Source organism: Pseudomonas rhizophila (assembly GCF_003033885.1).
Classification (GTDB): domain Bacteria; phylum Pseudomonadota; class Gammaproteobacteria; order Pseudomonadales; family Pseudomonadaceae; genus Aquipseudomonas; species Aquipseudomonas rhizophila.
In genome coordinates this window covers 87,722-109,843 of record NZ_CP024081.1, presented here as the reverse complement: position 1 = coordinate 109,843, position 22,122 = coordinate 87,722, and the positions used below count along the sequence as shown (strand labels likewise).

Genomic DNA, 22,122 nt, shown 5'->3' with positions numbered 1-22,122 from the left:
TACCAGCTTCGCTCGCAACTGGCGCGAGTAGCACGATGTCCTCTGATCTATGGAGCTTTTCCCTCGACCTCTACGCCAAGCCTGGTGTGGAACAAACCTGCCTGGCGCTGCAGGGCGCCGGCGCCAATGTCTGCCTGCTGCTTTGCGGGCTGTGGCTGGAACAGCGCGGGGTAGCCTGCACTGAACAAAGACTGCAACAGCTTCAGCAATGGGTCGGCCCTTGGGACACGGACGTCGTTCAGCCCTTGCGCACGCTCCGTAGCCAATGGAAAGCCCGCGCCCTTCAAGACACGGCACTCGATAGCCTGCGCGAGCAGGTCAAGCGACTGGAACTGGAAGCCGAGCGACGATTGCTGGAGCGACTGGAGACTGCGACCAAGGAATGGCCTGGGGAACAACCCAAAGATTCAGCGCAATGGCTGCAAGGACTCGTGGCGGGCGCCGACCAAGGGAACCGCGACGCGCTGCATCAGCTGCGCGTCGCGGCGTCCGGCACTTAGGAAGCGCGGGTTGGGGTGTTGCTGCTCGGCGCCGGGGCGGCGCTCGGGTTCAGCGCCGGGGTCGCAGTGCTGGCGGTTGGCGCAGGGGTCGCTGCAGGAGCCGGAGTCGATGTCGCAGGCTTGGCCGCCGGAGCAGTCGAAGGTTTTGCGGCAGCAGGCGTTTTCACGGCGGGTTTCGCAGCAGGCTTGGCCACAGGCTTGGCGGCGGCAGGCTTCGCGGCGGGTTTGGCAGCAGCCGGCTTGGCAGCCGGTTTAGCCGCAGCTTTGGCAGGTGCTTTGACAGCGGCTGGCTTGGCAGCGGGTTTAGCTGCAACTTTGGCGGGCGCTTTGGCAGCGGCTGGCTTGGCAGCCGGTTTGGCGGCGGGCTTGGCAGCAGCCGTTTTTGTAGCAGCTGGCTTGGCAGCCGGTTTAGCCGCGGCGGTTTTTGTCGCTGCGGGTTTGGCGGCGGCTGTTTTAGCGGTCGGTTTAGCAGCTGGCTTGGCGACAGGTTTAGCGGCTGGCTTGGCCGCCACTTTGGCCGCCGGCTTGGCGACAGCTTTAACGGCGGTTTTTTTCGCAGCAGGTTTTGCCGCGCTGGCAGCAACCGGTTTTTTCGCAGCCGGTTTAGCGGCTGGTTTGCTCGCTGCTTTGGCCGGCGCTTTTGCGGCCGGTTTGGCAGCTACTTTGGTCGGTGTTTTTGTCGCGACAGGTTTAGCGGCCGGTTTTCTGGCCGATACAGCGGCAGCGGCAGGCTTGGCAGCACGAAGGCTCAGTGCCTTGCCCACGGCTTCTTGCACACGACCGACGCCTTGGGCCAGTTTCAGGCTTTCCTGGGCATCACGCTTGAGTTGCAGAATATAGGCGCGGGTTTCGGACTGACGATCCTTCAAGGCATCGAGCAGATCTTCGAGTTCTTTCACAGCGTCTTTGGCCTTGGCTTGTGCCTTGGCCTTGCCAGCGGTGGCCGCGTCTTGCAGTTTGGTGCGCGACTTGTGCAGTTTTTCCTGCGCTTTGCCGCGTTGTTTTTCCAGTTTGGCGAGCAGTTTTTCAGCATCAGCCAGGGCTTGGGAGCAGGCGTTTTCCAGATGCTCGAGCAGACTGCCCGAAAGTTGTTGGAGCAAGTGCAACGGAGTGTTTACTGGCTTCTTGGTGGCCGACATGGTTTACCTCCTGACTGACGTGAGTGCGGCTCATACTAGACCTCTGCTGCAACCGCCGCTAGGGCATGTTGACAGTACACAAGACGTTGCGTTGCAAGGGACGAAAAATCTTCTACCCCACTGCCGGGGCAAACCACCTTTGCGGATATCGGCACTGGCATAATCCCCTCCATTCGAGGCCGGAGAACACTACATGTCGCGTCACTTGTTTTTATTCCTTTGCATGGTTTGCTCCATGGCTCAGGCCGCAGAAAAAACCAGCGCAAACGACGCTCATGACTTGGCGTACAGCCTGGGGGCAAGCCTGGGTGAACGTCTGCGCCAGGATGTGCCCGACCTGCAGATCCAGGCGTTGGTCGAGGGTCTGCAACAGGCCTATCTGGGCAAACCGCTGGCCCTGAAAGATGAGCGCATCGAACAGATACTGGCCGACCATCAGGCACGGCTGACGTCGTCATCGGCGACGCCGCAGATCGAAGCGGCACTGAAAACCGAGCAGAAATTTCTTGAGGAGGAAAAAGCCCGGCCCGGTGCACAGCAACTGGCAGATGGCATTCTGTTGACCGAACTCAAGCCCGGCAATGGCGCCAAGGCCGGCCCTCACGGCAAGGTCCAGGTGTTGTATGTCGGTCGATTGCCAGACGGCACCGTGTTTGATTCCAACGGGCAAGCGCAGTGGTTCAGTCTCGACAGCGTGATTGACGGTTGGCGCAGTGCATTGCCGCAAATGCCGGTAGGCGCAAAATGGCGACTGGTCATTCCTTCGACCCTGGCCTACGGCGCCGAAGGAGCCGGGGATGTCATCCCCCCGTTCACGCCGCTGGTGTTTGAAATCGAGTTGCTGGGCGCGACGACCTGAAGTTGACTCCAAAAAAAAACGGTGCGCAATGCGCACCGTTCTTTTGATTCTGCAAAAATCCTCAAGCCTGGGCCGGCGCTTCTTCCTTGTGGGAGTTGTGCAGCACTTCGATCAGGCAGTCTTCCAGTTCGAAACGCTCGTGCAGCAAGCCACCCAGTTCCTTGAATTTTTCCGCTACGCATTTGCCTTCATCACACAGGTCATTGAAGGCCAGCAGTTTTTCGGTGATGACGTCGATACGCGGGTAGATTTGCTCGGCGAGCTCCAGGCCACGTTTATCGTTGAAGGCCTTGGCCTCACTCGTCAGTTGTTCGTATATCTCGAAATGACCGGCAGACACGTAGTCGACCAGCACACCGCAGAACTCTTGCAACGGCTTGCGGCTTTCACTCAGCGCTTCAGGCCTGTCGCCGAGAGCATCATAGGCCCGAACCAGTTCGTGACGCTCCTGCAACCAGCGGTCGATCAGCAGATGCACCCCACCCCAGCGTTCCTGAGCATTCTGACAACTTTCGAGCATGGTGATTTCTTCCCTTGTGAGTCATGCCCCTCGCAGCCTGCGCACCGCCTGAAATGATCAGGGACAAGCCAGACACAACATGATCGAGCGGCATAAATCCGATAACACGTGCGGGCCAGATTATGCCCGCACGACAACCGCTTCAAGGTACGCAGGAGATAAAGTTCATACAAGTGTTTAATCCATGACCCGGACCAGTTGCGACGTTGTGCCGCTGAGCGGTCGTATCAGAGCGTTCCAGACAAGGCGCAGCAACAGATAGGACATCACAAAAGACACGGCGAGAAAAAACAACAGGCTCCATTCGGGAAGACTCAGATCGAACAGGGTCCAAGTGATGCTCGCGCAGTCGATCGCCCCCTCGAGTACACGATGTACAGCGCCCCACCACGAACTCACTGCCTTGAGGTGATCGATACAATCGGGCAACTGCTCCAGCGAGTCGCCTTGCACCAGAACCTGACGCCATGCCAGCGTCAACCCGCTCGACGCGAAAACCAGTCCCATCGCCCCGTAGCAGATGCTGCCTTTCTGAGCAGGACCATGCAGGCATGCGGCGAGACAGTTCATCAAAAACAGCATCAGGCACAACCGTTGCAAAACACACAGGCTGCAAGGCGTCAGACCTACCGCATATTCAAGGTAACTGGCGATACCAAAAACCAGAGCGGCGGCGATGAAAGCCATGAAAAACAAGAAGCGTGAGCAAGCCAAAGACATGGCGGTTCCGTAACAGAAGAGACAGGCCGTTACGGTAGAGGAAAGGCCGCCGGCCTTTCAAGGCGGGGCCGTGCAGACACTTCACCAGGGGTGTAGGGAATTCCCGACAAGCAAGAGAAGATTAAGCGCAGCTTGCTGTAGGACTTTACCGAAGGCATTGCTAACGCCATTAGGGGCATCAATAAACACGTGGCGAGGGAGCTTGCTCCCTCGCCACAATGATTCATACAACCCTCAAGAACGACTCACTCTCTCTCAAGTGGCCAAAACCTGAGCCGGGACGGGCAGTGGCGCGGCCAGCAAGCGCTCATCCAGTAACCCCAAGCCTTCCTGGAAGAGCTGGTTGCTGCGCTCGGCATCCCCCAGTTGCGCCAGCAGTCGCGCCAGTTCGGCGCAGGCCTCGGGATTGCGCTGCAGGCGCAAACTGCTTTCCAGATAATCCCGTGCCTTGCCCCACAAACTGTTTTGCAGGCACAGGCGGCCCAGTGTCAGCAGCAGGCCAGGGTCGTTCGGGTGATCCTTGAGCCAGCCTTCTGCCGCTTGCAGTTGGCGGCCCGGATCATTGCCGCGGACCAACCCGTACAGGCGCGCCAGGTGACTGTCATAGTGACGTTTGAGCGCCGCCCGCAGCACCTCTTCGGCCTCGGCCTGCGCCCCGAGTTGCCGCAGTTGCTCGGCATAGGCCAACACCAGCGCCGATTCCTGGCGTTGTGCGGACGACAGTTGTTGCCAGGCACGGTTAAGCGATTGCAACCCGACACTGCCGTCTTCGTCACGGTGGGCCGCCAGGGTGAGGTTTTCGCCCCAGGCCCGACGCTCCAGTTCAGCCAGCTCAGCCGGCGGCAGGACTTTGTCCTTGCGCAGCTCCGGCAACAACCGGACCACCGCAGACCAATCCCCGCGCTGCTGATGCAGACGTTGCAACTGACGCAGGGTCTGGGCGTTATGTGGGTGGCGATCATGCATGGCTTGCAGCGTGTTCAATGCACCGTCGGTGTCGCCGCGATCCATCTGCAATTGTGCGTGCGTCAGGGCAATCGCCAGCTCAGCCTGGGGCTGACGTTCAAGGGCACGTTCCAACAGGCTGTCGCACTGCTCGTAAAGACCTTGCTCATTGGCCGCACGGGCGGCGCCAAGGTAATACAGCAACGGTTGGCGCTCGGCTTCAGCGGCGCGATGCAGGTGGCGCTGGGCACTGGCCCAGCGACCTTCGGCCAGGTCCAGTTGCCCGTGCTCGATGGCCACCTGCACCCGCCGGCTGCGGTTGCGGCGCGACCATGGGTTGACCACGCCAGTGGAGGTCGTCACCAGGCCAACCAAGGCGCTCACGCCCCGCCACACCAGCCAGAGCACCGCCACCAGCGCCAGGGTGACCCAAAGGCCGGCCTCGTATCGGAAGTTCTTGTATGCCACCAGCACGTAACCCGAATGTTCGGCGATCGCCACGCCCAGCAAGGCAGCGACAGCGATGACCACGAACATAATCACGTAGAGGCGTTTCATGGCGTGGCCTCCTGCTCATCAGGTTTGGCCAGCGGCTTGACCGACTCTTCGGCGTTCAGGTTGCGGCGCTCCAGATAGGCCTGAACGCTGCTCAGGGTCCCTGTCAGATCCGGGGTTGCAACCGTCACCGGCTGCCTGGCCAGCTCGGCCACGCGCTCAAGCATGATTTTGCTTTGCGGGTTGTCCTGGTTGAAGTTGTTCTTGAGCACATCATGCGCTTGAGCCAGCGCTTGGGTGTACACCGGGGCCTGGCCGTTGAGAGCGGCCCATTGCGCCTGCTCCAGGGCCAGGCTCAAGGCCAGGCGCACCTGCACCAGACTCTGCCCGGCCAAGAGCGGACGGACATTCTCATCCGCGTTGAAATCGATACGGATATAGCGCGATATCTGGTCCCACCACTGCGCCCAGCGGCTGGCGCCATCGCCATCGGCGGTCAAGCCCAGCAACGACTCACCACGATCCTTGTATTCGGGTGCCAGCTCCGTGAGTTGCAGCACCTGGTCACGCAAGGCCCCCAACTGCAGGAACAGCCCGGTACGATCCGGCTGCTCGGTACTGCGCAACGCAGCAAGGGTCTTGGCCAGTTGCTCGCGAGCGGCGAATGAGCCAGGGTCGTTTTGCTCGCGCAGGATTTCGTCAGCACCCTGGACCAGGGCCTGGGCACTGCTGATGTCCTGCAGGGCGGAAAGACGCAGGCTGGCCAGGCGCAGCAGATGTTCGGCTTCGGCCAGGCGCCAGTCCTTGCGGCTGGCACCGAGCACGGTTTCCAGGCGCTGGCTCAGTCGTTGTTGATCACCCTGCAACTGGGCGACCTGACGCCGACGCTCTTCCAGCTCTTGCGCCGCAGGCAATTGAGCCAGACGCTCACTCAGGCGTTGCTCATTGAGCTTGAGGGTCTGGGCCTGATCATTGAGCGCCTGAACCTGACTGGCCTGCTGCTGGTTATTGGCTTGCAGATGACGCACCTGCCACACGCCCCAACCACCAACGGCCACGCCGGCGGCTCCCAACAACAACGCGACAATGGCCAGCCCGTTGCCGCGACGCGGCGCCTTCGGAGCAGGGGTTTCAACCGGCGTATCGATCGCGGGTTGGTCTTGATCTTTTGGCAAGGCTGTTTCGCTCACGTATCCATCCTTTGCATTAGAAAACGGCACGGACTGATCCCGTAACGCCGCCAGCAAAGCCGCAGCACTGGCGCCACGGCAATCCACAACTGTCAGGGCCCCGGCGGCACGGGCCATCTCGGCAACCCTTGGGCTTGGAACGAACAACGGTAACCGCGCCAGCGCGGGCCACTCATCGCCAGCCAACCGCTGCAGATGCTCGAAGCTCTGCCCACTGCTGACCACCAGCGCGTTCAAGCGTTCCGCTTTGACCCTTGCCGCCAACTCACCTTCTCGGTAATGCGGCAGGCTGCGCCGGTACAGTTCCAGATAATCGACACTAGCACCTTGCTCGCGCAAGCGCTCCGCCAGCAAGCCGCGCCCGCCCTCGCCACGCACAATCAAAACCTTGGGATTGGGTCGGGTGATAGCCTGGCGTAACACCAGATGCTCCAGCAAGGCTTCGCTGTCATCGCCGTGGTCGGGATAAAACACAGTGAGGCCGGCATCGATAAGGATCTGCCCGGTCGCCGCCCCCACGCTGAACCATGGCTGGTCTGGCGGCTGGGGCCAATATTGGCGCAGCAGCTCCACACACAAACGTGCGGCGGGCTTGCTCACCACAATCACGGCACAGTACTGGTCCAGCCGTTGAAAAGTCTCCCCCATGGCGTCGGACATGGGGACCGGCTCGATATCCAGCAACGGCAGGCTGCTGCTGTAGATCCCGGCCTCGGCCAGGACAGCCGCCAGGGCCGACGACTCGTCGACCGGCCGGGTCAGCAGCAGCCGCCAGCCCGTCACGCGTGGCCCGCCTCGCCGTAGACCTTCTTGAGAATGTCGTCGGCACCCTGGCTGAGCAGGTCTTCGGCTACCCGGACACCCAGCGCTTCGGCATCGCGGCGCGGCGCACGGGCCTCGGCACTGAGCAGTCGGCCACCGTTCGGATCACCCACCAGACCGCGCAACCAGACCTGCTCGCCTTCGAGTACGGCGTAACAGGCGATCGGCACCTGGCAACCGCCATTGAGGTGTTTGTTGAGGGCGCGCTCGGCGAAGACCCGGGTGGCGGTGTCGTCGTGATGCAGCGGTGCCAACAGGGCATGGATCTCGCTGTCGGCGCTGCGACATTCGATACCCACCGCCCCCTGCCCACCGGCCGGCAGGCTGTCATCGACGCTGATGGCCGACGTGATGCGATCTTCAAAACCGAGGCGGATCAGGCCGGCGGCGGCAAGGATAATTGCGTCGTACTCACCGGCATCGAGTTTGGCCAGGCGGGTATTGACGTTGCCCCGCAGAAAGCGGATTTGCAGGTCTGGGCGGCGGGTCAGCAACTGCGCCTGGCGACGCAGGCTGGAGGTGCCGACCACACTCCCGGCGGGCAGGGCGTCGAGGCTTGCAAACGTGTTGGAAACGAACGCATCGCGTGGATCTTCTCGCTCGCAGATGCAAAACAGGCCCAGGCCTTCCGGAAAGTCCATGGGCACATCTTTCATCGAGTGCACGGCGATATCGGCTTCGTTGTCCAGCAGCGCGGTTTCCAGCTCCTTGACGAACAGGCCCTTGCCGCCGATTTTCGACAGCGGCGAGTCCAGCAGCTTGTCGCCGCGACTGACCATGGGCACCAGCGTCACGATCAGGCCGGGATGGGCCTCTTCCAAACGGGCTTTGACGTATTCGGCCTGCCAGAGGGCCAAGGCGCTTTTACGGGTGGCGATGCGGATCTCGCGAGGGGACATGGATCAATCCGTACTTAAAAGATACGGCGGATAATAACAGCTCAGTCAAATTCGCTTTGACTTGAATCACGACCCCAAGGCCTCCCTGGCCGTCAATGTCCTGGAAATGGAACGCGCTAAACGGCTTGGACGCCTTGGAACCTCAAGCTAAAGCTGTTGCATCATCTTCCGCACGCCGGCCACGTGCCGCCGGCTGACAATCAGCGCGTCGCCATTGAGGCCTTTGAGAAACAACTGGAAATGCCCAAGGGGTGTGCGCTGCAAACGCTCGATACGCTCGCGAGCCACCAAGGCGTTGCGGTGGATGCGCACGAAGCGTTCACCGAACTCGTCTTCAAGAGCCTTGAGTGGTTCGTCCAGCAACACCTCGCCGCTCTCGTGACGCAAGGTCACGTATTTATGGTCGGCGATAAAGTAGACCACCTGATTCAATGGGATCAGTTCAATGCCTTTGCGAGTGCGCGCACTGATGTGGCTGCGCGGGCCGCTGCCGCTTTCGGCGGCCGGACGGGTCAACGCCGCCAGTTGCACGCGGTTGGGCCGCTCGGCCTTGCGCAAGGCCTCGACCAGCGCCTCGGCAGTGACCGGCTTGATCAGATAGCCCACGGCGCCGGCCTGCAGCACCTCCGGCGGGAAGTCGTCCCGAGTGGTGCAGAACACCACCGCGGGCGGTGACTCACGCTCGCACAACTTCGCCGCGACCTGCAAACCGTCCAGGCCAGGCATGCGAATGTCGAGCAGCACGATATCCGGCTTGTGGCTATCAATAAGGGCCAACGCCTCTTCGCCATTGGTGGCGCTCGGCTCCAGGACACTGTAACCCTCGAGTTCGCCAACCATTCGGCTCAGGCGCTCACGGGCCAGTGGTTCGTCATCAACGATCAGGACATTCATATTGCGCTGGATTCCTGCGTGAGTCTCGCACAAGGATAGCGTAGACAGGGGAAGTGACATCCGTCACCGCGATCCACGCTAAGACTCGTTCGAGGGCCAAAAAGTGCCGCGAGGCGGTTACCTATCTTTACCCGCGCCTGCCAATCGATGCTTGAGGCCTGTTGTCGCACGGCGCCGTCGTAGGAATTGTTAACACTCCATCTGACCAATACGAGCCCCCCTCTTCTATTCGTCCAATGCTCCGTGGATGAAAAAGTAAAAGTCCTACAGTCCACTGTAGACGGTTGCCGCGCCGATATTGCTCAATCGAAAAATATCGTTGTGCAAAAAACCCATTAAATGCTCGGGTTGTGCGCAAAAAACCTGCCGACCAGTGCCAGCGCCAGTCCCGGCAACCCTGCTATCATCCGCCGCAGCCTTTAACCGCTACTTTTTCCACAGCCGATCACGAGCGAATTCATGAGCACTGACAAGACCAATCAGTCCTGGGGCGGCCGCTTCAGTGAACCCGTCGACGCCTTCGTCGCCCGCTTCACCGCCTCCGTCAACTTCGACCAGCGCCTGTATCGCCACGACATCATGGGCTCGATCGCCCACGCCACCATGCTGGCCAAGGTCGGCGTACTGACCGATGCCGAGCGCGACAGCATCATCGATGGCCTGAAAACCATCCAGGCTGAAATCGAGGCCGGCCAGTTCGACTGGCGCGTCGATCTCGAAGACGTGCACATGAACATCGAAGCGCGCCTGACCGATCGCATCGGCGTGACCGGCAAGAAGCTGCACACCGGCCGCAGCCGAAACGACCAGGTGGCCACCGACATTCGCCTGTGGCTGCGCGATGAGATTGACCTGATCCTGGGCGAGATCACCCGTCTGCAAAAAGGCTTGCTGGAGCAGGCCGAGCGCGAGGCCGAGAGCATCATGCCGGGCTTCACGCACCTGCAAACCGCTCAACCTGTAACGTTTGGGCATCACATGCTGGCCTGGTTCGAAATGCTCAGCCGCGACTACGAGCGCCTGGTGGACTGCCGCAAGCGCACCAACCGCATGCCCCTGGGCAGCGCCGCGCTGGCCGGCACCACGTACCCGATCGATCGTGAATACACCGCACAGTTGCTGGGTTTCGACGCCGTGGGCGGCAACTCGCTGGATAACGTTTCGGACCGCGATTTCGCCATCGAATTCTGCGCCGCCGCGAGCATTGCGATGATGCATCTGTCGCGCTTCTCCGAAGAACTGGTGCTGTGGACCAGCGCGCAATTCCAGTTCATTGACCTGCCGGATCGCTTCTGCACCGGCAGCTCGATCATGCCGCAAAAGAAAAACCCCGACGTGCCGGAGCTGGTACGCGGCAAGAGTGGTCGGGTGTTCGGTGCGCTGATGGGCCTGCTGACCCTGATGAAGGGCCAGCCGCTGGCCTACAACAAGGACAACCAGGAAGACAAGGAACCGCTGTTCGATGCCGCCGATACGCTGCGTGATTCGCTGCGGGCCTTTGCCGACATGATCCCGGCGATCAAGCCCAAGCATGCAGTGATGCGCGAAGCGGCCTTGCGCGGCTTCTCCACCGCCACCGACCTCGCTGATTACCTCGTACGCCGTGGCCTGCCGTTTCGTGATTGCCACGAAATCGTCGGCCATGCCGTGAAGTACGGCGTGGACAACGGCAAGGACCTGGCGGAGATGAGCCTGGACGAGTTGCGCAAGTTCAGTGACCAGATCGAGCAGGACGTGTTTGCCGTGCTGACTCTGGAAGGTTCGGTCAATGCCCGCGACCACATCGGCGGCACAGCGCCTGCCCAGGTGAAGGCTGCCGTGGTGCGCGGCCAGGCGATGCTCGCCAGCCGTTAAAAGCCGAAAGCATCGCGAGCAGGCTCGCTCCCACAGTGGATCTTCAGTGAACGCACATGTGTGAACACATGGAGATCAAATGTGGGAGCGAGCCTGCTCGCGATGACTCACTTCAAAACACCACAAAACTCACTTCTTGGCAGCAATCATCGCCAAAAACGCTGGCATCTCTGCCTCCCTGTCGGCCGCAATCCGCTGCACATTCGGGTTCTGCTCCAGCCGCTCCATCAGCCCCTTGGCCGCCGGCATATCCGCCAGCAAGTCGATATCGAACACTTTCCGGCCCACCTGGCACGCCAGCGATACGCTGTAGAGGAAATACAGATCGGCCAGGCTCAGACTGTCACCCGCCACGTAGGGCGAGAATTTGCCGTGACGGCCGAGCGAGGCGAACCCCAGCAGCAATTCGGCCTTGGTCTTTTCCTTGATGGCTTCGGGTACCGATATGCCGAAAAACGCCTCGGTGTAGCAAGCCCGTCCCGGCAGCTCGATGTACAACTCGATTTCCCGACACAAAGCCAGTACCTGGGCACGTTCGAACGGATCACTGGGCAGCAGGGCTTTACCCGACTGGGTTTGCTCGATGTATTCGAGGATCACACTGGTTTCGTTGATAAACCCTTGCTCGGTCTTGAGCACCGGCACCTTGCCCCGCGGACTGATGGCCAGCACATCGGGGGTCTGAGCGCCGTAGAACGGCACCTCTTCGAAGGGCAGGCCCTTTTCCAGCAACGCCAGCTTAACCATGTTGTAATAATTGCTGACGGAAAAACCATAAAGCTTGAGCATGACAAAGCCTCCAGGCCGTGCGGGGTTGGCAGCCTTGCGTTATAGACCGCCGAGCCGTTTCTTGCCAGGCGCATCACTGCGCTGAATGCAGGTAAACTGGCGACCTTTCTCCAAGGAGCCTGCCATGAGCGAGCCAACCGACATCGACAACGACGAAGAAGAGTTCGTCGAGAACACGCTGATCCAGGCCATCGAAAACCAGATCGAAAATGACAACCCGCCAGCGGCCAAGGCCGTTTTCAATAAATTGACCCTGGTGGGTTACGAGCGCGAAGAAATTCTCAACCTGATGGCCCATGTGCTGGCAGTGGAAATTGACGCGATCCTGGAAGAGGACCGTGCGTTCGATACCCAGTGGTACGAAACGGCGTTGCGCGCTCTTCCCGAGTTACCGCCAGAAAAGAAATAAGGTCTCACCGACTGTGGCGAGGGAGCTTGCTCCCGCTCGGCTGCGCAGCAGCCATCAAGCTATTGGGACCGCTTCGCGCTCCAGCGGGAGCAAGCTCCCTCGCCACAACGAATTACGCCTGCGGTCACCCAAAACAAAAAAAGCATGACGCTGACACTGGACAGCTTGGCCGAGTGCGCTCACTTTAGTGACGCTGTCGACCAAATTCCTAGAAAGTCTGGAGTCCTTATGTCGCTTACCCCTGAGCTGGTTGCCGAACTGGAAATCCTTGCACTCTTCAACCTGGACAGTTCCCAGGAAGGCCTGAAAATCCATCAGACCGCTGCCCCCTCTGCCATCGCTGCCGCTAAACGCCTGTTCGAAAAAGACCTGATAACCCAGTCCGACGGTGGTTACCTGACCAGCCTGGGCCGGGATGCCGCCGAGCATGTGCAAAGCCTGCTGACCATTCTCAACGTCGTAAAAGAAGCCGCCTGATTCCTCCTGTCGCCCACGGAAATCTCCTTCATCGAGGTTTCCGCAGGCGCCCTGGCGCACTGTGTAAAAATTCTGACGTCAAAAACATACATTCAGCTTAAGAAATCCCGGGTTCGGGCGCTAAACTGCCACCACCTGTGATCTCCCACGTTCGACGCCGCGAGCCGGTTTGAGCTGACATGACCCGCAATCACGAAATACGCCCCGATCTGGACGAGGGAATCGACCGCAAGGTCCTGAGCCAGTTGCGCGCACGTTTTCTCAAGCTCAACAGCGTACGGATGGATCGCGCCCTGGAAGGTCTGTCGACCCGCCAGCAAAGCGTGCTGACGCTGTTGCCGTTGTTTTTCCACGTCAATCACCCGCTCCTGCCCGGCTATGTCTCAGGCAGCACACCTGCCGGGCTGTCCAACTATGAGCCCGACGCCAGCGTCCTCGCCGAAGCCCAGCGGCTGACCCGCTCGTTCTCCTACAAGCCGCGCCACGGCAGCAATCCGCCGCGACCGATTCTGGGTCTGTTTCTGATGGGCAGCCTCGGCACCCTCGCCCAAGCGGATCAAAGCGACATGGATGTGTGGGTCTGCCATGGTCCGGACCTGAGCGAGGACGAACTGGCCGAACTGCGCAAAAAATGTCTACTGCTGGAAACCTGGGCGGCGACCCAGGGCGCTGAAGCGCATTTTTTCCTGATCGACCCGGCGCGCTTTGTCCGCGGCGACCGGGACACTCAGCTCAGTTCCGACGATTGCGGTACAACCCAGCATTACCTGCTGCTGGACGAGTTCTACCGCACGGCGATCTGGCTGGCCGGACGCACGCCGATCTGGTGGCTGGTGCCGGTGTATGAAGAAGAAAACTATGAGCAGTACACCCACACGCTGATTTCCAAACGCTTCATCCGCGCCGATGAAACGCTCAACCTGGGGCACCTGGCCTATATCCCGCCGGGAGAATTCATCGGCGCCGGCCTCTGGCAATTGTTCAAGGGCATCGAGTCGCCCTACAAATCAGTGCTCAAGCTGCTGCTGATCGAAGTCTACGCCAGCGAACACCCGGACGTTCGCTGCCTGAGCCTGCGCTTCAAACAGGCGGTGTTCGCCAACCGCCTGGACCTGGAAGAGCTGGATCCCTACATGGTGGTTTACCGTCGTATCGAGGAGTACCTCAACGCCCGAGGTGAATCCGAACGCCTGGAGCTGGTGCGCAGGGCGCTTTACCTGAAGGTCAATCGCAAGCTGACCGGCCAGGGGCGCAGCACGGGCTGGCAACGGGTTCTGCTTGAGCGTCTGGCCCGGGAATGGGGCTGGGACCCACGGCAACTGGCGCTGCTGGACAGCCGCAGCCAGTGGAAAGTGCGTCAGGTCAGCAACGAACGGCGGGCGCTGGTCAACGAACTGACCTACAGCTACCGCTTCCTGACCCAGTTCGCCCGCACCGAAAAAACCGTCAGCCTGATCAACAAGCGCGACCTCAACGTCCTGGGCCGGCGGTTGTATGCCGCATTCGAACGCAAGGCCGACAAAGTCGAGTTCATCAACCCCGGCATCGCCCCGGACCTGGCCGAAGACACCCTGACGCTGGTGCAGTCACCGAACAAGAAAGAACCCGGGCAGAACCAGTGGGGCCTGTACAACGGCAGCCTCAATGCCCTGGAGTGGGAAAACTTCGCACCGATCAAACGCTGCCGCGAGTTGCTGGAGTTGTTGACCTGGTGCCATCGCAACGGTGTGATCGACAGCAGTACGCGCCTTGCGCTGCACCCAGGTAGCAGCGACCTGAGTGAGTTTGAGCTGTTCAACCTGCTGGGCAGCCTGCAACAGTCCATCGCCCTGCCGCTGAGCACGGTAGATGAAGAACAGCTGTTGCGCGCCAGCGTGCCCAGCGAAGTGCTGATACTGGTTAACGTCGGCGTCGATCCGCTCAAGCATCATCGCGACCTCAATATCCTGATGACCACCGAGCGCACGGACTCCCTGAGCTACGCCGGGGTTCGGGAGAACCTGGTGCTGACCCTGGATCAGGTCACGCTCAACAGTTGGAACGAGGTGCTGGTCAACCGCTTCGACGGCGAGCACGCCCTGCTCGACTGCCTGCGCGATTACCTCAATGACCTGCCCGTCACTCAGCGCCAGCCGCGTTTGCAGGTACGCTGTTTCTGCCACAACCGCGCGCAGTTCATTGCCCGCCGGGTCGAGGAAGTCATCGAAACGGCGCAGACCCTGCTGCTGAGTAGGCTCAACCACCGCTATCTGCTCCAGGTCCAGCAGCACTACCACGTATTGGAGCTGGTGCCGGGCCAGGTCAATCACGTGGCCCTGGGCAGCCTGTCGGCGCTGATGGATTACCTGGGCGAGGAGCTGACGGCCTACAGCCCTCTGCATCTGGATCCGATGGCTCTGGAGGACCATGACCTGGCGCTGATCCTGCCCATGGGGCAGCCCGAGTGCATTCAGGTGTTCTACCGGGTCAACGAGGACGACGCTGAGCTGTACGTGCTCGATGAGCTCAATGCCCTGTGGCAACAGCGCTTGCCTTATCACGACGACCACAGCCTGCTGCTGCCGCTGCAGCGCTTCCTGCAATCGGTGCTGTACCGCCGCGACGCGTTACTGCCGATGGATGCCACCCAGCCATTGCCCCTGGAAACCCTGTACTACCAGCTCCTGCCCTCGGGCAGCGGGCGGGCACGGCGGATCGAGGCGCGGCAGGCGCCGCAAACGCCAGTGAACAAGCCGTTCTATGACGTGCAGGCAATCATCGGCAAAGCCACTCATGGGCAGGTGCACGTCACCCTGTATTGCGATCAGCGGGAGTTTTCGGAGCTGGAACATGGCGACCAGTTGTTCCGCGTGGTCGCCAGGGAGATCGTCGAACAGCGCCGTGAGGCCGAACGCTATCGCTGCTACATCACCGACCTGGACCTCTCGGGTCTTGTGGGTGATGGGGCCTGCTCAAGTAATTTGTACCTGCGCTACAAGGCTGACCTGGAACGCGCCCTGAACGAGGCGCTGGCCTTGGTCTGAAGCGCCTAGAGGTGGAAATCGCCGCCCGCTTCCGGCTGGTATTCCACGGCAAGCAATGTCAGTTTCAGCGTCTTGCCGCCCGGCGCCGGCCAGTCGATGTGCTGGCCAACCTTCAGGCCCAACAGTGCGCTGCCTACCGGGGCAAGGATTGATATCTTGCCTTCGTCGGCATTGGCGTCCTGTGGATAAACCAGGGTCAGGTGATAGTCCTTGCCGCTGCTTTCTTCGCGGCAGTGCACACGCGAATTCATGGTCACGACATCGGCGGGCACTTCATCGTGGCCTACCACGGTGTCGGCACGATCCAGTTCGGTTTGCAACGCAATCACGCCCGGCAGCGTTTCATCAAGGCTATCGATCAGGCGCTCCAGACGCTGTACGTCCAGACGTGTAAGGGTGATGGAAGGTACGGTCATGATTCAGGCAGACTCCTTTGTTCTGCACGAAAAAAGCAAAACCCCGCCACAAAAAGACGGGGTTTTCACGGGCCTCGATGAGTTGAGGCGTAGCTGGACACTATCACAGCTCAATAAATAAACAACCCGGGCCAAATCTACCCATTGTCATGGGGAGCAGAATTACTGTGGCGCGGGGATTGTGGGAGCAAAGCTTGCTCGCGAAACAGGCGCCTCGATTTCTGGAAGAACGCGTCGTCTTCATCGCGGGCAAGCCTTGCTCCCACACAGTGGGCGATTACACCAGAGATTTGCGTTTAGCCGCCTCGGCACAGATCACCCGCCGGCGCTCATCATCGGCCGAGCGCCATTCGCGGATATCCTCCACATGACGGAAACAACCGAGGCAGACCTTCTGCTCATCCAACTTGCACACGCTGGTGCACGGAGAGGGCACTGCGGGGCTGACGTTGCTGTAGAGCGGTTTGGGCGGCCGCGCCGGAGTGTTCTGGCTCACGCTGTCAAAGGCCTTCGAAATCCAGTTCCACCCCGGCCTGCTGCTTGACGATGCGCTCGAGCATCTCGCCCAATTGCTCTTCGCTCTTGTCGCACATCCAGCGCTCGCTTTCCTCGTCGTAGTCGAAGTGGAAACCGCCGGACACCGCCGCCAACCACAGTTGCCGCAACGGCTCCTGGCGGCTGAAAATCAACTGGCTGCCATTTTCGAACTTGACGGTCAGCACCCCGGCGGAGCTTTCCAGGTCGATGTCCAGCTCGCTTTCGTCGAATACATCCTCCAGCGTTTGCTGGGTCGCATCGACCAGATCGTGGAAACGGGCTTCAGTCAAACTCATTGCGGCAACCTCGAAAATGTCTGCTCATGCTCAAGCGCCGCAAGATACGGACGCTTCCCGGCGATTGCAAAGGATATACCGACCGACGACAGCCGGCTTTGGGAAAAGCCTCCCGGCGCCGGACGGGAACCCCGTTGCATAGGCAAGCTGCCGGGTGGCCGGTATACTCCGGCGCAATTAACGCATTTTCAAGGATTTCGCCATGAAGCGCCTGATCTCTTCCCTTGCTGCGCTCGTCGCGGTTGCTTGCCTTGTGACAGCCTGTGGTCAAAAAGGTCCGCTGTACCTGCCCGACGACAGCAAATCCCCTGAAGAACAGGCCAAGTCGTCGCAATCCAAGTCCCACGCGCACGATACCCACACCACTTATTAAGGGAACGCCATGGACGCTTTTAACTACCGTGGCGGGGAGCTGTTCGCGGAAGGGGTTGCCTTGTCCGCGCTCGCGGAACGTTTCGGCACGCCAACCTACGTTTATTCCCGTGCACACATCGAAGCCCAGTATCTGGCCTTCGCCGATGCTCTGGCCGGCATGCCGCACCTGGTATGTTTCGCCGTAAAGGCCAACTCCAACCTCGGTGTACTCAACGTCCTGGCACGCCTGGGTGCCGGCTTTGACATCGTTTCCGGTGGTGAGCTCGAACGCGTGCTGGCCGCTGGCGGCAGCGCCGACAAGATCGTTTTTTCCGGCGTAGGCAAGACCCGTGAAGACATGCGCCGCGCACTGGAAGTGGGGGTGCACTGCTTCAACGTCGAATCGACCGATGAGCTGGAGCGCCTGCAACTGGTCGCCGCCGAGATGGGTGTCCGCGCGCCGATCTCTTTGCGCGTGAACCCGGACGTTGATGCTGGCACGCACCCGTACATTTCCACCGGTCTCAAGGAAAACAAGTTCGGCATCGCCATTGCCGACGCCGAGGATGTGTACGTACGCGCGGCCCAACTGCCGAACCTGGAAGTGCTGGGCGTGGATTGCCACATCGGTTCGCAACTGACCACCCTCGAACCTTTTATCGATGCCCTCGACCGCCTGCTGGCGCTGGTCGACCGCCTCAGCGATTGCGGCATCTACCTGCGTCACATCGACCTGGGCGGCGGCGTCGGCGTGCGCTACCGCGACGAAGAGCCGCCACTGGTGGCCGACTACGTCAAGGCGGTGCGTGAACGCCTCGACGGTCGCGACCTGGCCCTGATGTTCGAGCCGGGCCGCTACATCGTTGCCAATGCCGGCGTGCTGTTGACCCGGGTCGAATACCTCAAGCACACCGAGCACAAGGATTTCGCCATCGTCGATGCGGCGATGAACGACCTGATCCGCCCGGCGCTGTACCAGGCCTGGATGGACGTCACCGCGGTGCGCCCTCGCGCTACCGCCGCCCGCAGCTACGATATTGTCGGCCCTATCTGCGAAACCGGCGACTTCCTGGCCAAGGGTCGGGAGCTGGCGCTGGAAGAAGGCGATCTGCTGGCCGTGCATTCGGCCGGGGCCTACGGGTTTGTCATGAGTTCCAACTACAACACTCGCGGCCGCTGCGCCGAAGTGCTGGTGGACGGTGATCAGGCGTTTGAAGTGCGTCGCCGCGAGACGGTAGCCGAGTTGTTTGCCGGCGAAAGCCTGCTGCCGGAGTAAAACCATGCTGCTGCGTTTTACCAAGATGCACGGCCTGGGCAACGACTTCATGGTCCTCGACCTGGTCAGCCAGCACGCGCACATCCTGCCCAAGCATGCCAAACAATGGGGCGACCGGCACACCGGTATCGGTTTCGACCAGTTGCTGATCGTCGAGGCGCCCAACAACCCGGACGTGGACTTCCGTTACCGGATCTTCAACGCCGATGGTTCGGAAGTCGAGCAGTGCGGCAACGGCGCCCGCTGCTTCGCCCGATTCGTGCTGGACAAGCGCCTGACCGCCAAACGGCAGATTCGCGTCGAGACTAAAAGCGGCATCATCGAACTGGATGTGCGCAACGACGGCCAGATCGGCGTCAACATGGGCGCCCCGCGCCTGGCACCGAAGGACATTCCGTTCGAAGCGCCGGCCCAGGCCTTGAGCTATCAGTTGGAGGTCGACGGCACCACGGTGGAACTGGCGGCAGTATCCATGGGCAACCCCCATGCCGTCTTGCGAGTCAGCGATATCAACAGCGCGCCAGTGCATGAGCTGGGGCCGAAGATCGAAAATCATCCGCGCTTCCCCGCGCGGGTGAATGTCGGTTTCCTGCAGGTCATCGACCGCCACCGTGCGCAATTGCGCGTCTGGGAACGCGGTGCCGGGGAAACCCAGGCGTGCGGCACCGGCGCCTGCGCGGCGGCAGTCGCCGCGATCAGTCAGGGATGGATGGATTCGCCTTTACTGATCGACCTGCCCGGTGGACGCTTGTCCATCGAATGGGCAGGCCCCGGCCAACCGGTGCTGATGACCGGCCCGGCAGTACGCGTATACGAAGGACAAGTTCGTCTTTGAGTGAGTCAAACCCATGACCGACAAGCCACAGGTTCCAGCCCCGCAGCCCGACGAATCCCCCAGCCATCCGGACGCCGCAGCCGTGGCCGCGTACCTGGAGGCTCACCCGGACTTCTTCGTCGAGCATGAAGAACTGCTGGCAACGATGCGCATCCCCCACCGCCGCGGCGACACCGTGTCGCTGGTCGAGCATCAGATGAAGATTCTGCGCGAGCGCAACATCGAAATGCGCCATCGTCTTTCGCACCTGATGGACGTAGCCCGGGATAACGATCGGCTCTTCGACAAGACCCGTCGCTTGATCCTGGCGCTCATGGATGCCAACACCCTCGAAGACCTGGTGATGAGTGTCGAAGACAGTCTGCGCCAGGATTTCCAGGTGCCTTTTGTCAGCCTGATCCTCTTTGGCGATAACGCCATGCCAGTGGGGCGCTGGGTAACCCACGCCGATGCACAGACAGCCATCGGCGGCTTGCTCACGGAGAACAAGAGCGTCAGCGGCAGCCTGCGCGAACATGAGCTGGACTTCCTCTTCGGCGAAGAACAGCGCAAGCAGATCGGCTCCACCGCTGTCGTCGCCATCGCCCACCAGGGCGTACATGGCGTGCTGGCCATTGCCAGTCGTGATCCGCAACACTACAAAAACTCGGTGGGCACGTTGTTTTTAAGCTACATCGCCGAAGTCACCGGCCGGGTCCTGCCGCGCATGACTGGTTCACTGCGCTCGGTACGCTGATGATGGAACGGCAGCTGGACGCCTACTGCGAACACCTGCGCAGTGAGCGCCAGGTGTCGCCCCACACGCTGTCGGCCTATCGCCGCGACCTGGAAAAAGTGTTGGCCTGGTGCCAGAAGCAAAACATCGGCAGTTGGGCAGCCTTGGACATCCAGCGCCTGCGCAGCTTGGTCGCCCGCCTTCATCAACAAGGGCAATCCTCCCGCAGCCTGGCGCGACTGTTGTCAGCAGTGCGAGGCCTGTACCACTACCTCAACCGCGAAGGGCTGTGCGATCACGACCCCGCCACCGGCCTGGCACCGCCCAAGGGCGAACGCCGGTTGCCCAAGACCCTGGACACCGATCGGGCCCTGCAATTGCTGGAAGGCGCTGTCGAGGATGACTTCCTGGCGCGACGGGACCAGGCGATTCTCGAATTGTTCTACTCCTCCGGCCTGCGGCTTTCCGAACTGACGGGGCTCAACCTGGATCAACTGGACCTGGCCGATGGCATGGTCCAGGTGCTGGGCAAGGGCAGCAAGACACGTTTGCTGCCCGTTGGCCGCAAAGCCCGTGAGGCCCTGGAGCTGTGGCTGCCGTTGCGGGCGCTGACCAACCCGGCCGACGACGCGGTATTTGTCAGCCAGCAAGGCCGGCGTCTCGGCCCGCGGGCGATCCAGGTGCGGGTCAAGGCCGCCGGTGAACGCGAACTGGGACAGAACCTGCATCCCCACATGCTCAGGCATTCCTTCGCCAGCCATCTGCTGGAGTCTTCCCAGGACCTGCGCGCCGTCCAGGAACTGCTCGGCCACTCCGACATCAAGACCACCCAGATCTATACCCACCTGGACTTCCAGCACCTGGCAACGGTCTATGACAGTGCCCACCCAAGGGCCAAACGAATCAAGGGCGACGAATCATGACCATCGAGCTCATCACTTTCGACCTCGACGACACCCTATGGGACACCGCCCCGGTGATCGCCAGTGCCGAGGCCATCTTACGCCAGTGGCTGACCGACAACGCCCCGAACCTGGGCAGCGTGCCGGTGGAGCATCTTTTTACCATTCGCGAGCAAGTGTTGCGCGAGGAGCCCGGCCTGAAGCACCGCATCAGCGCACTGCGCCGACGAGTGCTGTTCCGTGCCTTGCAGGATGCCGGTTATGACCAGTGGCAAGCCTCGGAGCTGGCGGACGAAGCGTTCGAAACATTCCTGCACGCCCGTCACCAACTGCAAATCTTTCCCGAGGTGCAGCCTACCCTGGAAATTCTGGCCAACCATTTCGCCCTCGGCGTGGTCACCAATGGCAACGCCGATGTACGTCGCCTGGGACTGGCGGATTATTTCAAGTTCGCCCTGTGCGCCGAGGACATCGGCATCGCCAAGCCTGACGCCCGGTTGTTCCACGAAGCCTTGCAACGCGGCGGCGCCACGGCGCAAACCGCCGTGCACATTGGCGATCATCCGGGTGACGACATCGCCGGCGCCCAACAGGCCGGCTTGCGGGCAATCTGGTTCAATCCGACGGGTAAAACCTGGGATGCCGAGCATGTACCGGATGCGGAGATTCGCAGCCTGACCGAGCTGCCGGGGTTGCTGGCGGGGTGGCATAGCCAACCCTGAACCGCCTGTTTTGTGGCCACAAGAACTCAAATTGTGGGAGCGAGCCGCGGCGCCTGGCCTGAAGATTTTTATAGCCCATGAAAAAGCCCGCAGCGACGGCGGGCTTTTTCAGCAAGCAAGAAGCAGATGCTCAGATCGGGCGGCTGCCGTACTTGTTGTCCGGTTTCTTGGGCGGATCCGCAACAACGTTGGCCTCCACTTCCTGCACTTTACCGCCTCGGGCCAGGAACTCCTCCATGGCCTTGGCGAGCGCATCACGCTCCTTGTTCTTGGCCTCTACGCTCGGCAACTCGTCGACCGAAACCGCCGCCTTGGCCTTGCCTTTGGCGGTTGGCGCCGGTACATCGGCCCCATCGTCATCGGCGACGTCTTCAGCCGCCGCTTCCAGGCCTTCTTCGGTCTCGTCTTCGTCACCTACTTCGAGGTCGTCGTTTTCCAGATCATCGTCGCTCATGTTCTACCTCATGACTTGCGAAAAGCAGATTAGTTATAGCCCAGCTTCGCCGTCTGTCGAAGGCTGCCAGAAAAAATTCA

24 protein-coding genes and 1 pseudogene are annotated in these 22,122 nt (G+C 61.0%); 12 read left to right on the top strand and 13 right to left on the bottom strand.

Annotation, left to right across the window (positions count from 1 at the left end; all coding sequences use genetic code 11):
- Positions 1–35: 35 nt before the first annotated feature.
- Entirely contained in the window at positions 36–500 is a 465-nt protein-coding gene (locus tag CRX69_RS00500) for a TIGR02444 family protein (protein WP_107321372.1), read from the top strand.
- Here the strand turns inward: CRX69_RS00500 and CRX69_RS00495 are convergent.
- A complete protein-coding gene (locus CRX69_RS00495) occupies positions 497–1,639 on the bottom strand; it encodes an AlgP family protein (protein ID WP_107321371.1) in 1,143 nt (380 codons plus the stop codon). The two genes, CRX69_RS00500 and CRX69_RS00495, sit on opposite strands and share 4 nt — an antisense overlap.
- A gap of 193 nt (positions 1,640–1,832) precedes the next feature.
- Between CRX69_RS00495 and CRX69_RS00490 the strand changes: the two genes are divergently transcribed.
- Positions 1,833–2,498, top strand: coding sequence for an FKBP-type peptidyl-prolyl cis-trans isomerase (locus CRX69_RS00490; RefSeq protein WP_047226118.1), 666 nt, complete (start codon positions 1,833–1,835; stop codon positions 2,496–2,498).
- 61 nt (positions 2,499–2,559) lie between these two features.
- Here CRX69_RS00490 and CRX69_RS00485 read toward each other — a convergent pair whose 3' ends face one another.
- The 7 genes and pseudogenes from CRX69_RS00485 to CRX69_RS00455 all read right to left on the bottom strand — a co-directional run bounded on the left by CRX69_RS00485 (position 2,560) and on the right by CRX69_RS00455 (position 8,983).
- Positions 2,560–3,018, bottom strand: a complete 459-nt coding sequence (locus CRX69_RS00485; RefSeq protein WP_047226119.1) for an Rsd/AlgQ family anti-sigma factor — start codon at positions 3,016–3,018, stop codon at positions 2,560–2,562.
- Between the two features lie 177 nt (positions 3,019–3,195).
- Positions 3,196–3,738, bottom strand: coding sequence for a disulfide bond formation protein B (locus tag CRX69_RS00475; protein WP_047226120.1), 543 nt, complete (start codon positions 3,736–3,738; stop codon positions 3,196–3,198).
- A gap of 255 nt (positions 3,739–3,993) precedes the next feature.
- Positions 3,994–5,241: a heme biosynthesis protein HemY gene (locus CRX69_RS00470; protein ID WP_047226121.1), complete on the bottom strand. Its 1,248-nt coding sequence runs from the start codon at positions 5,239–5,241 to the stop codon at positions 3,994–3,996.
- Complete coding sequence (locus CRX69_RS27775) at positions 5,238–6,368, bottom strand: uroporphyrinogen-III C-methyltransferase (RefSeq protein WP_047226194.1); 1,131 nt, start codon at positions 6,366–6,368, stop codon at positions 5,238–5,240. Before CRX69_RS27775 ends, CRX69_RS00470 begins: the two co-directional genes overlap by 4 nt.
- Before the next feature lie 36 nt (positions 6,369–6,404).
- A pseudogene (locus CRX69_RS27770) lies at positions 6,405–7,151 on the bottom strand (uroporphyrinogen-III synthase); the annotation flags it as partial.
- Positions 7,148–8,089, bottom strand: coding sequence for a hydroxymethylbilane synthase (hemC, locus tag CRX69_RS00460; protein WP_047226122.1), 942 nt, complete (start codon positions 8,087–8,089; stop codon positions 7,148–7,150). The gene hemC and the pseudogene CRX69_RS27770, both read right to left, overlap by 4 nt.
- Positions 8,090–8,236: 147 nt before the next feature.
- Positions 8,237–8,983, bottom strand: coding sequence for a LytR/AlgR family response regulator transcription factor (locus CRX69_RS00455; protein WP_047226123.1), 747 nt, complete (start codon positions 8,981–8,983; stop codon positions 8,237–8,239).
- A gap of 459 nt (positions 8,984–9,442) precedes the next feature.
- Between CRX69_RS00455 and argH the strand changes: the two genes are divergently transcribed.
- Positions 9,443–10,837, top strand: a complete 1,395-nt coding sequence (gene argH / locus CRX69_RS00445; RefSeq protein WP_047226124.1) for an argininosuccinate lyase — start codon at positions 9,443–9,445, stop codon at positions 10,835–10,837.
- A gap of 129 nt (positions 10,838–10,966) precedes the next feature.
- On the opposite strand, the gene CRX69_RS00440 is transcribed toward argH, so the two are convergent.
- Positions 10,967–11,626, bottom strand: coding sequence for a glutathione S-transferase family protein (locus tag CRX69_RS00440; RefSeq protein ID WP_107321369.1), 660 nt, complete (start codon positions 11,624–11,626; stop codon positions 10,967–10,969).
- Positions 11,627–11,750: 124 nt separating this feature from the next.
- On the opposite strand from CRX69_RS00440, the gene CRX69_RS00435 reads away from it, so the two are divergent.
- The 3 genes from CRX69_RS00435 to CRX69_RS00425 all read left to right on the top strand — a co-directional run bounded on the left by CRX69_RS00435 (position 11,751) and on the right by CRX69_RS00425 (position 15,535).
- Positions 11,751–12,035: a hypothetical protein gene (locus CRX69_RS00435; RefSeq protein WP_076383078.1), complete on the top strand. Its 285-nt coding sequence runs from the start codon at positions 11,751–11,753 to the stop codon at positions 12,033–12,035.
- A gap of 228 nt (positions 12,036–12,263) precedes the next feature.
- On the top strand, positions 12,264–12,512 hold the full coding sequence (locus CRX69_RS00430; protein WP_047226127.1) for a TIGR02647 family protein: 249 nt from the start codon (positions 12,264–12,266) through the stop codon (positions 12,510–12,512).
- Between the two features lie 179 nt (positions 12,513–12,691).
- Complete coding sequence (locus CRX69_RS00425; protein ID WP_047226128.1) at positions 12,692–15,535, top strand: class I adenylate cyclase; 2,844 nt, start codon at positions 12,692–12,694, stop codon at positions 15,533–15,535.
- A gap of 5 nt (positions 15,536–15,540) precedes the next feature.
- Here the strand turns inward: CRX69_RS00425 and rnk are convergent, their stop codons facing one another.
- From rnk to cyaY, 3 genes are all read right to left on the bottom strand, one after another.
- Positions 15,541–15,951, bottom strand: coding sequence for a nucleoside diphosphate kinase regulator (gene rnk, locus CRX69_RS00420; RefSeq protein WP_047226129.1), 411 nt, complete (start codon positions 15,949–15,951; stop codon positions 15,541–15,543).
- A 277-nt stretch (positions 15,952–16,228) separates the two neighbouring features.
- A complete protein-coding gene (locus CRX69_RS00410; protein ID WP_047226130.1) occupies positions 16,229–16,447 on the bottom strand; it encodes a DUF1289 domain-containing protein in 219 nt (72 codons plus the stop codon).
- A gap of 4 nt (positions 16,448–16,451) precedes the next feature.
- A complete protein-coding gene (gene cyaY / locus CRX69_RS00405) occupies positions 16,452–16,784 on the bottom strand; it encodes an iron donor protein CyaY (protein ID WP_047226131.1) in 333 nt (110 codons plus the stop codon).
- 202 nt (positions 16,785–16,986) lie between these two features.
- Here cyaY and lptM point away from each other — a divergent pair, with 202 nt between their 5' ends.
- The 6 genes from lptM to CRX69_RS00375 are packed head-to-tail and all read left to right on the top strand — an operon-like array spanning position 16,987 to position 21,588.
- The gene (lptM, locus tag CRX69_RS00400; RefSeq protein ID WP_047226132.1) at positions 16,987–17,157 is read left to right on the top strand and encodes an LPS translocon maturation chaperone LptM; all 171 of its coding nucleotides are present in this window, start codon (positions 16,987–16,989) and stop codon (positions 17,155–17,157) included.
- A gap of 9 nt (positions 17,158–17,166) precedes the next feature.
- On the top strand, positions 17,167–18,414 hold the full coding sequence (gene lysA, locus CRX69_RS00395) for a diaminopimelate decarboxylase (protein WP_047226133.1): 1,248 nt from the start codon (positions 17,167–17,169) through the stop codon (positions 18,412–18,414).
- Positions 18,415–18,418: 4 nt separating this feature from the next.
- Positions 18,419–19,249, top strand: coding sequence for a diaminopimelate epimerase (gene dapF / locus CRX69_RS00390; RefSeq protein WP_047226134.1), 831 nt, complete (start codon positions 18,419–18,421; stop codon positions 19,247–19,249).
- Positions 19,250–19,262: 13 nt separating this feature from the next.
- Entirely contained in the window at positions 19,263–19,985 is a 723-nt protein-coding gene (locus CRX69_RS00385) for a DUF484 family protein (RefSeq protein ID WP_107321367.1), read from the top strand.
- Positions 19,986–19,987: 2 nt separating this feature from the next.
- A complete protein-coding gene (gene xerC / locus CRX69_RS00380) occupies positions 19,988–20,887 on the top strand; it encodes a tyrosine recombinase XerC (protein ID WP_076383081.1) in 900 nt (299 codons plus the stop codon).
- Positions 20,884–21,588: an HAD family hydrolase gene (locus CRX69_RS00375; protein ID WP_107321366.1), complete on the top strand. Its 705-nt coding sequence runs from the start codon at positions 20,884–20,886 to the stop codon at positions 21,586–21,588. Before xerC ends, CRX69_RS00375 begins: the two co-directional genes overlap by 4 nt.
- Before the next feature lie 130 nt (positions 21,589–21,718).
- Here the strand turns inward: CRX69_RS00375 and sutA are convergent, their stop codons facing one another.
- The gene (gene sutA / locus CRX69_RS00370) at positions 21,719–22,042 is read right to left on the bottom strand and encodes a transcriptional regulator SutA (protein ID WP_014340827.1); all 324 of its coding nucleotides are present in this window, start codon (positions 22,040–22,042) and stop codon (positions 21,719–21,721) included.
- Positions 22,043–22,122 lie beyond the last annotated feature (80 nt).

Bases quoted from the DNA above. Each gene is read 5' to 3' on its own strand.
- lysA (WP_047226133.1), top strand. From the start codon at position 17,167: ATGGACGCTTTTAACTACCGTGGCGGGGAGCTGTTCGCGGAAGGGGTT.
- CRX69_RS00455 (WP_047226123.1), bottom strand. From the start codon at position 8,983: ATGAATGTCCTGATCGTTGATGACGAACCACTGGCCCGTGAGCGCCTG.
- CRX69_RS00485 (WP_047226119.1), bottom strand. From the start codon at position 3,018: ATGCTCGAAAGTTGTCAGAATGCTCAGGAACGCTGGGGTGGGGTGCAT.
- CRX69_RS00435 (WP_076383078.1), top strand. From the start codon at position 11,751: ATGAGCGAGCCAACCGACATCGACAACGACGAAGAAGAGTTCGTCGAG.
- rnk (WP_047226129.1), bottom strand. From the start codon at position 15,951: ATGACCGTACCTTCCATCACCCTTACACGTCTGGACGTACAGCGTCTG.
- CRX69_RS00495 (WP_107321371.1), bottom strand. From the start codon at position 1,639: ATGTCGGCCACCAAGAAGCCAGTAAACACTCCGTTGCACTTGCTCCAA.
- CRX69_RS00500 (WP_107321372.1), top strand. From the start codon at position 36: ATGTCCTCTGATCTATGGAGCTTTTCCCTCGACCTCTACGCCAAGCCT.
- sutA (WP_014340827.1), bottom strand. From the start codon at position 22,042: ATGAGCGACGATGATCTGGAAAACGACGACCTCGAAGTAGGTGACGAA.
- CRX69_RS00440 (WP_107321369.1), bottom strand. From the start codon at position 11,626: ATGCTCAAGCTTTATGGTTTTTCCGTCAGCAATTATTACAACATGGTT.
- dapF (WP_047226134.1), top strand. From the start codon at position 18,419: ATGCTGCTGCGTTTTACCAAGATGCACGGCCTGGGCAACGACTTCATG.
- CRX69_RS00475 (WP_047226120.1), bottom strand. From the start codon at position 3,738: ATGTCTTTGGCTTGCTCACGCTTCTTGTTTTTCATGGCTTTCATCGCC.
- CRX69_RS00375 (WP_107321366.1), top strand. From the start codon at position 20,884: ATGACCATCGAGCTCATCACTTTCGACCTCGACGACACCCTATGGGAC.
- CRX69_RS00470 (WP_047226121.1), bottom strand. From the start codon at position 5,241: ATGAAACGCCTCTACGTGATTATGTTCGTGGTCATCGCTGTCGCTGCC.
- xerC (WP_076383081.1), top strand. From the start codon at position 19,988: ATGGAACGGCAGCTGGACGCCTACTGCGAACACCTGCGCAGTGAGCGC.
- CRX69_RS00385 (WP_107321367.1), top strand. From the start codon at position 19,263: ATGACCGACAAGCCACAGGTTCCAGCCCCGCAGCCCGACGAATCCCCC.
- lptM (WP_047226132.1), top strand. From the start codon at position 16,987: ATGAAGCGCCTGATCTCTTCCCTTGCTGCGCTCGTCGCGGTTGCTTGC.
- CRX69_RS00490 (WP_047226118.1), top strand. From the start codon at position 1,833: ATGTCGCGTCACTTGTTTTTATTCCTTTGCATGGTTTGCTCCATGGCT.
- cyaY (WP_047226131.1), bottom strand. From the start codon at position 16,784: ATGAGTTTGACTGAAGCCCGTTTCCACGATCTGGTCGATGCGACCCAG.
- argH (WP_047226124.1), top strand. From the start codon at position 9,443: ATGAGCACTGACAAGACCAATCAGTCCTGGGGCGGCCGCTTCAGTGAA.
- CRX69_RS00430 (WP_047226127.1), top strand. From the start codon at position 12,264: ATGTCGCTTACCCCTGAGCTGGTTGCCGAACTGGAAATCCTTGCACTC.
- hemC (WP_047226122.1), bottom strand. From the start codon at position 8,089: ATGTCCCCTCGCGAGATCCGCATCGCCACCCGTAAAAGCGCCTTGGCC.
- CRX69_RS00425 (WP_047226128.1), top strand. From the start codon at position 12,692: ATGACCCGCAATCACGAAATACGCCCCGATCTGGACGAGGGAATCGAC.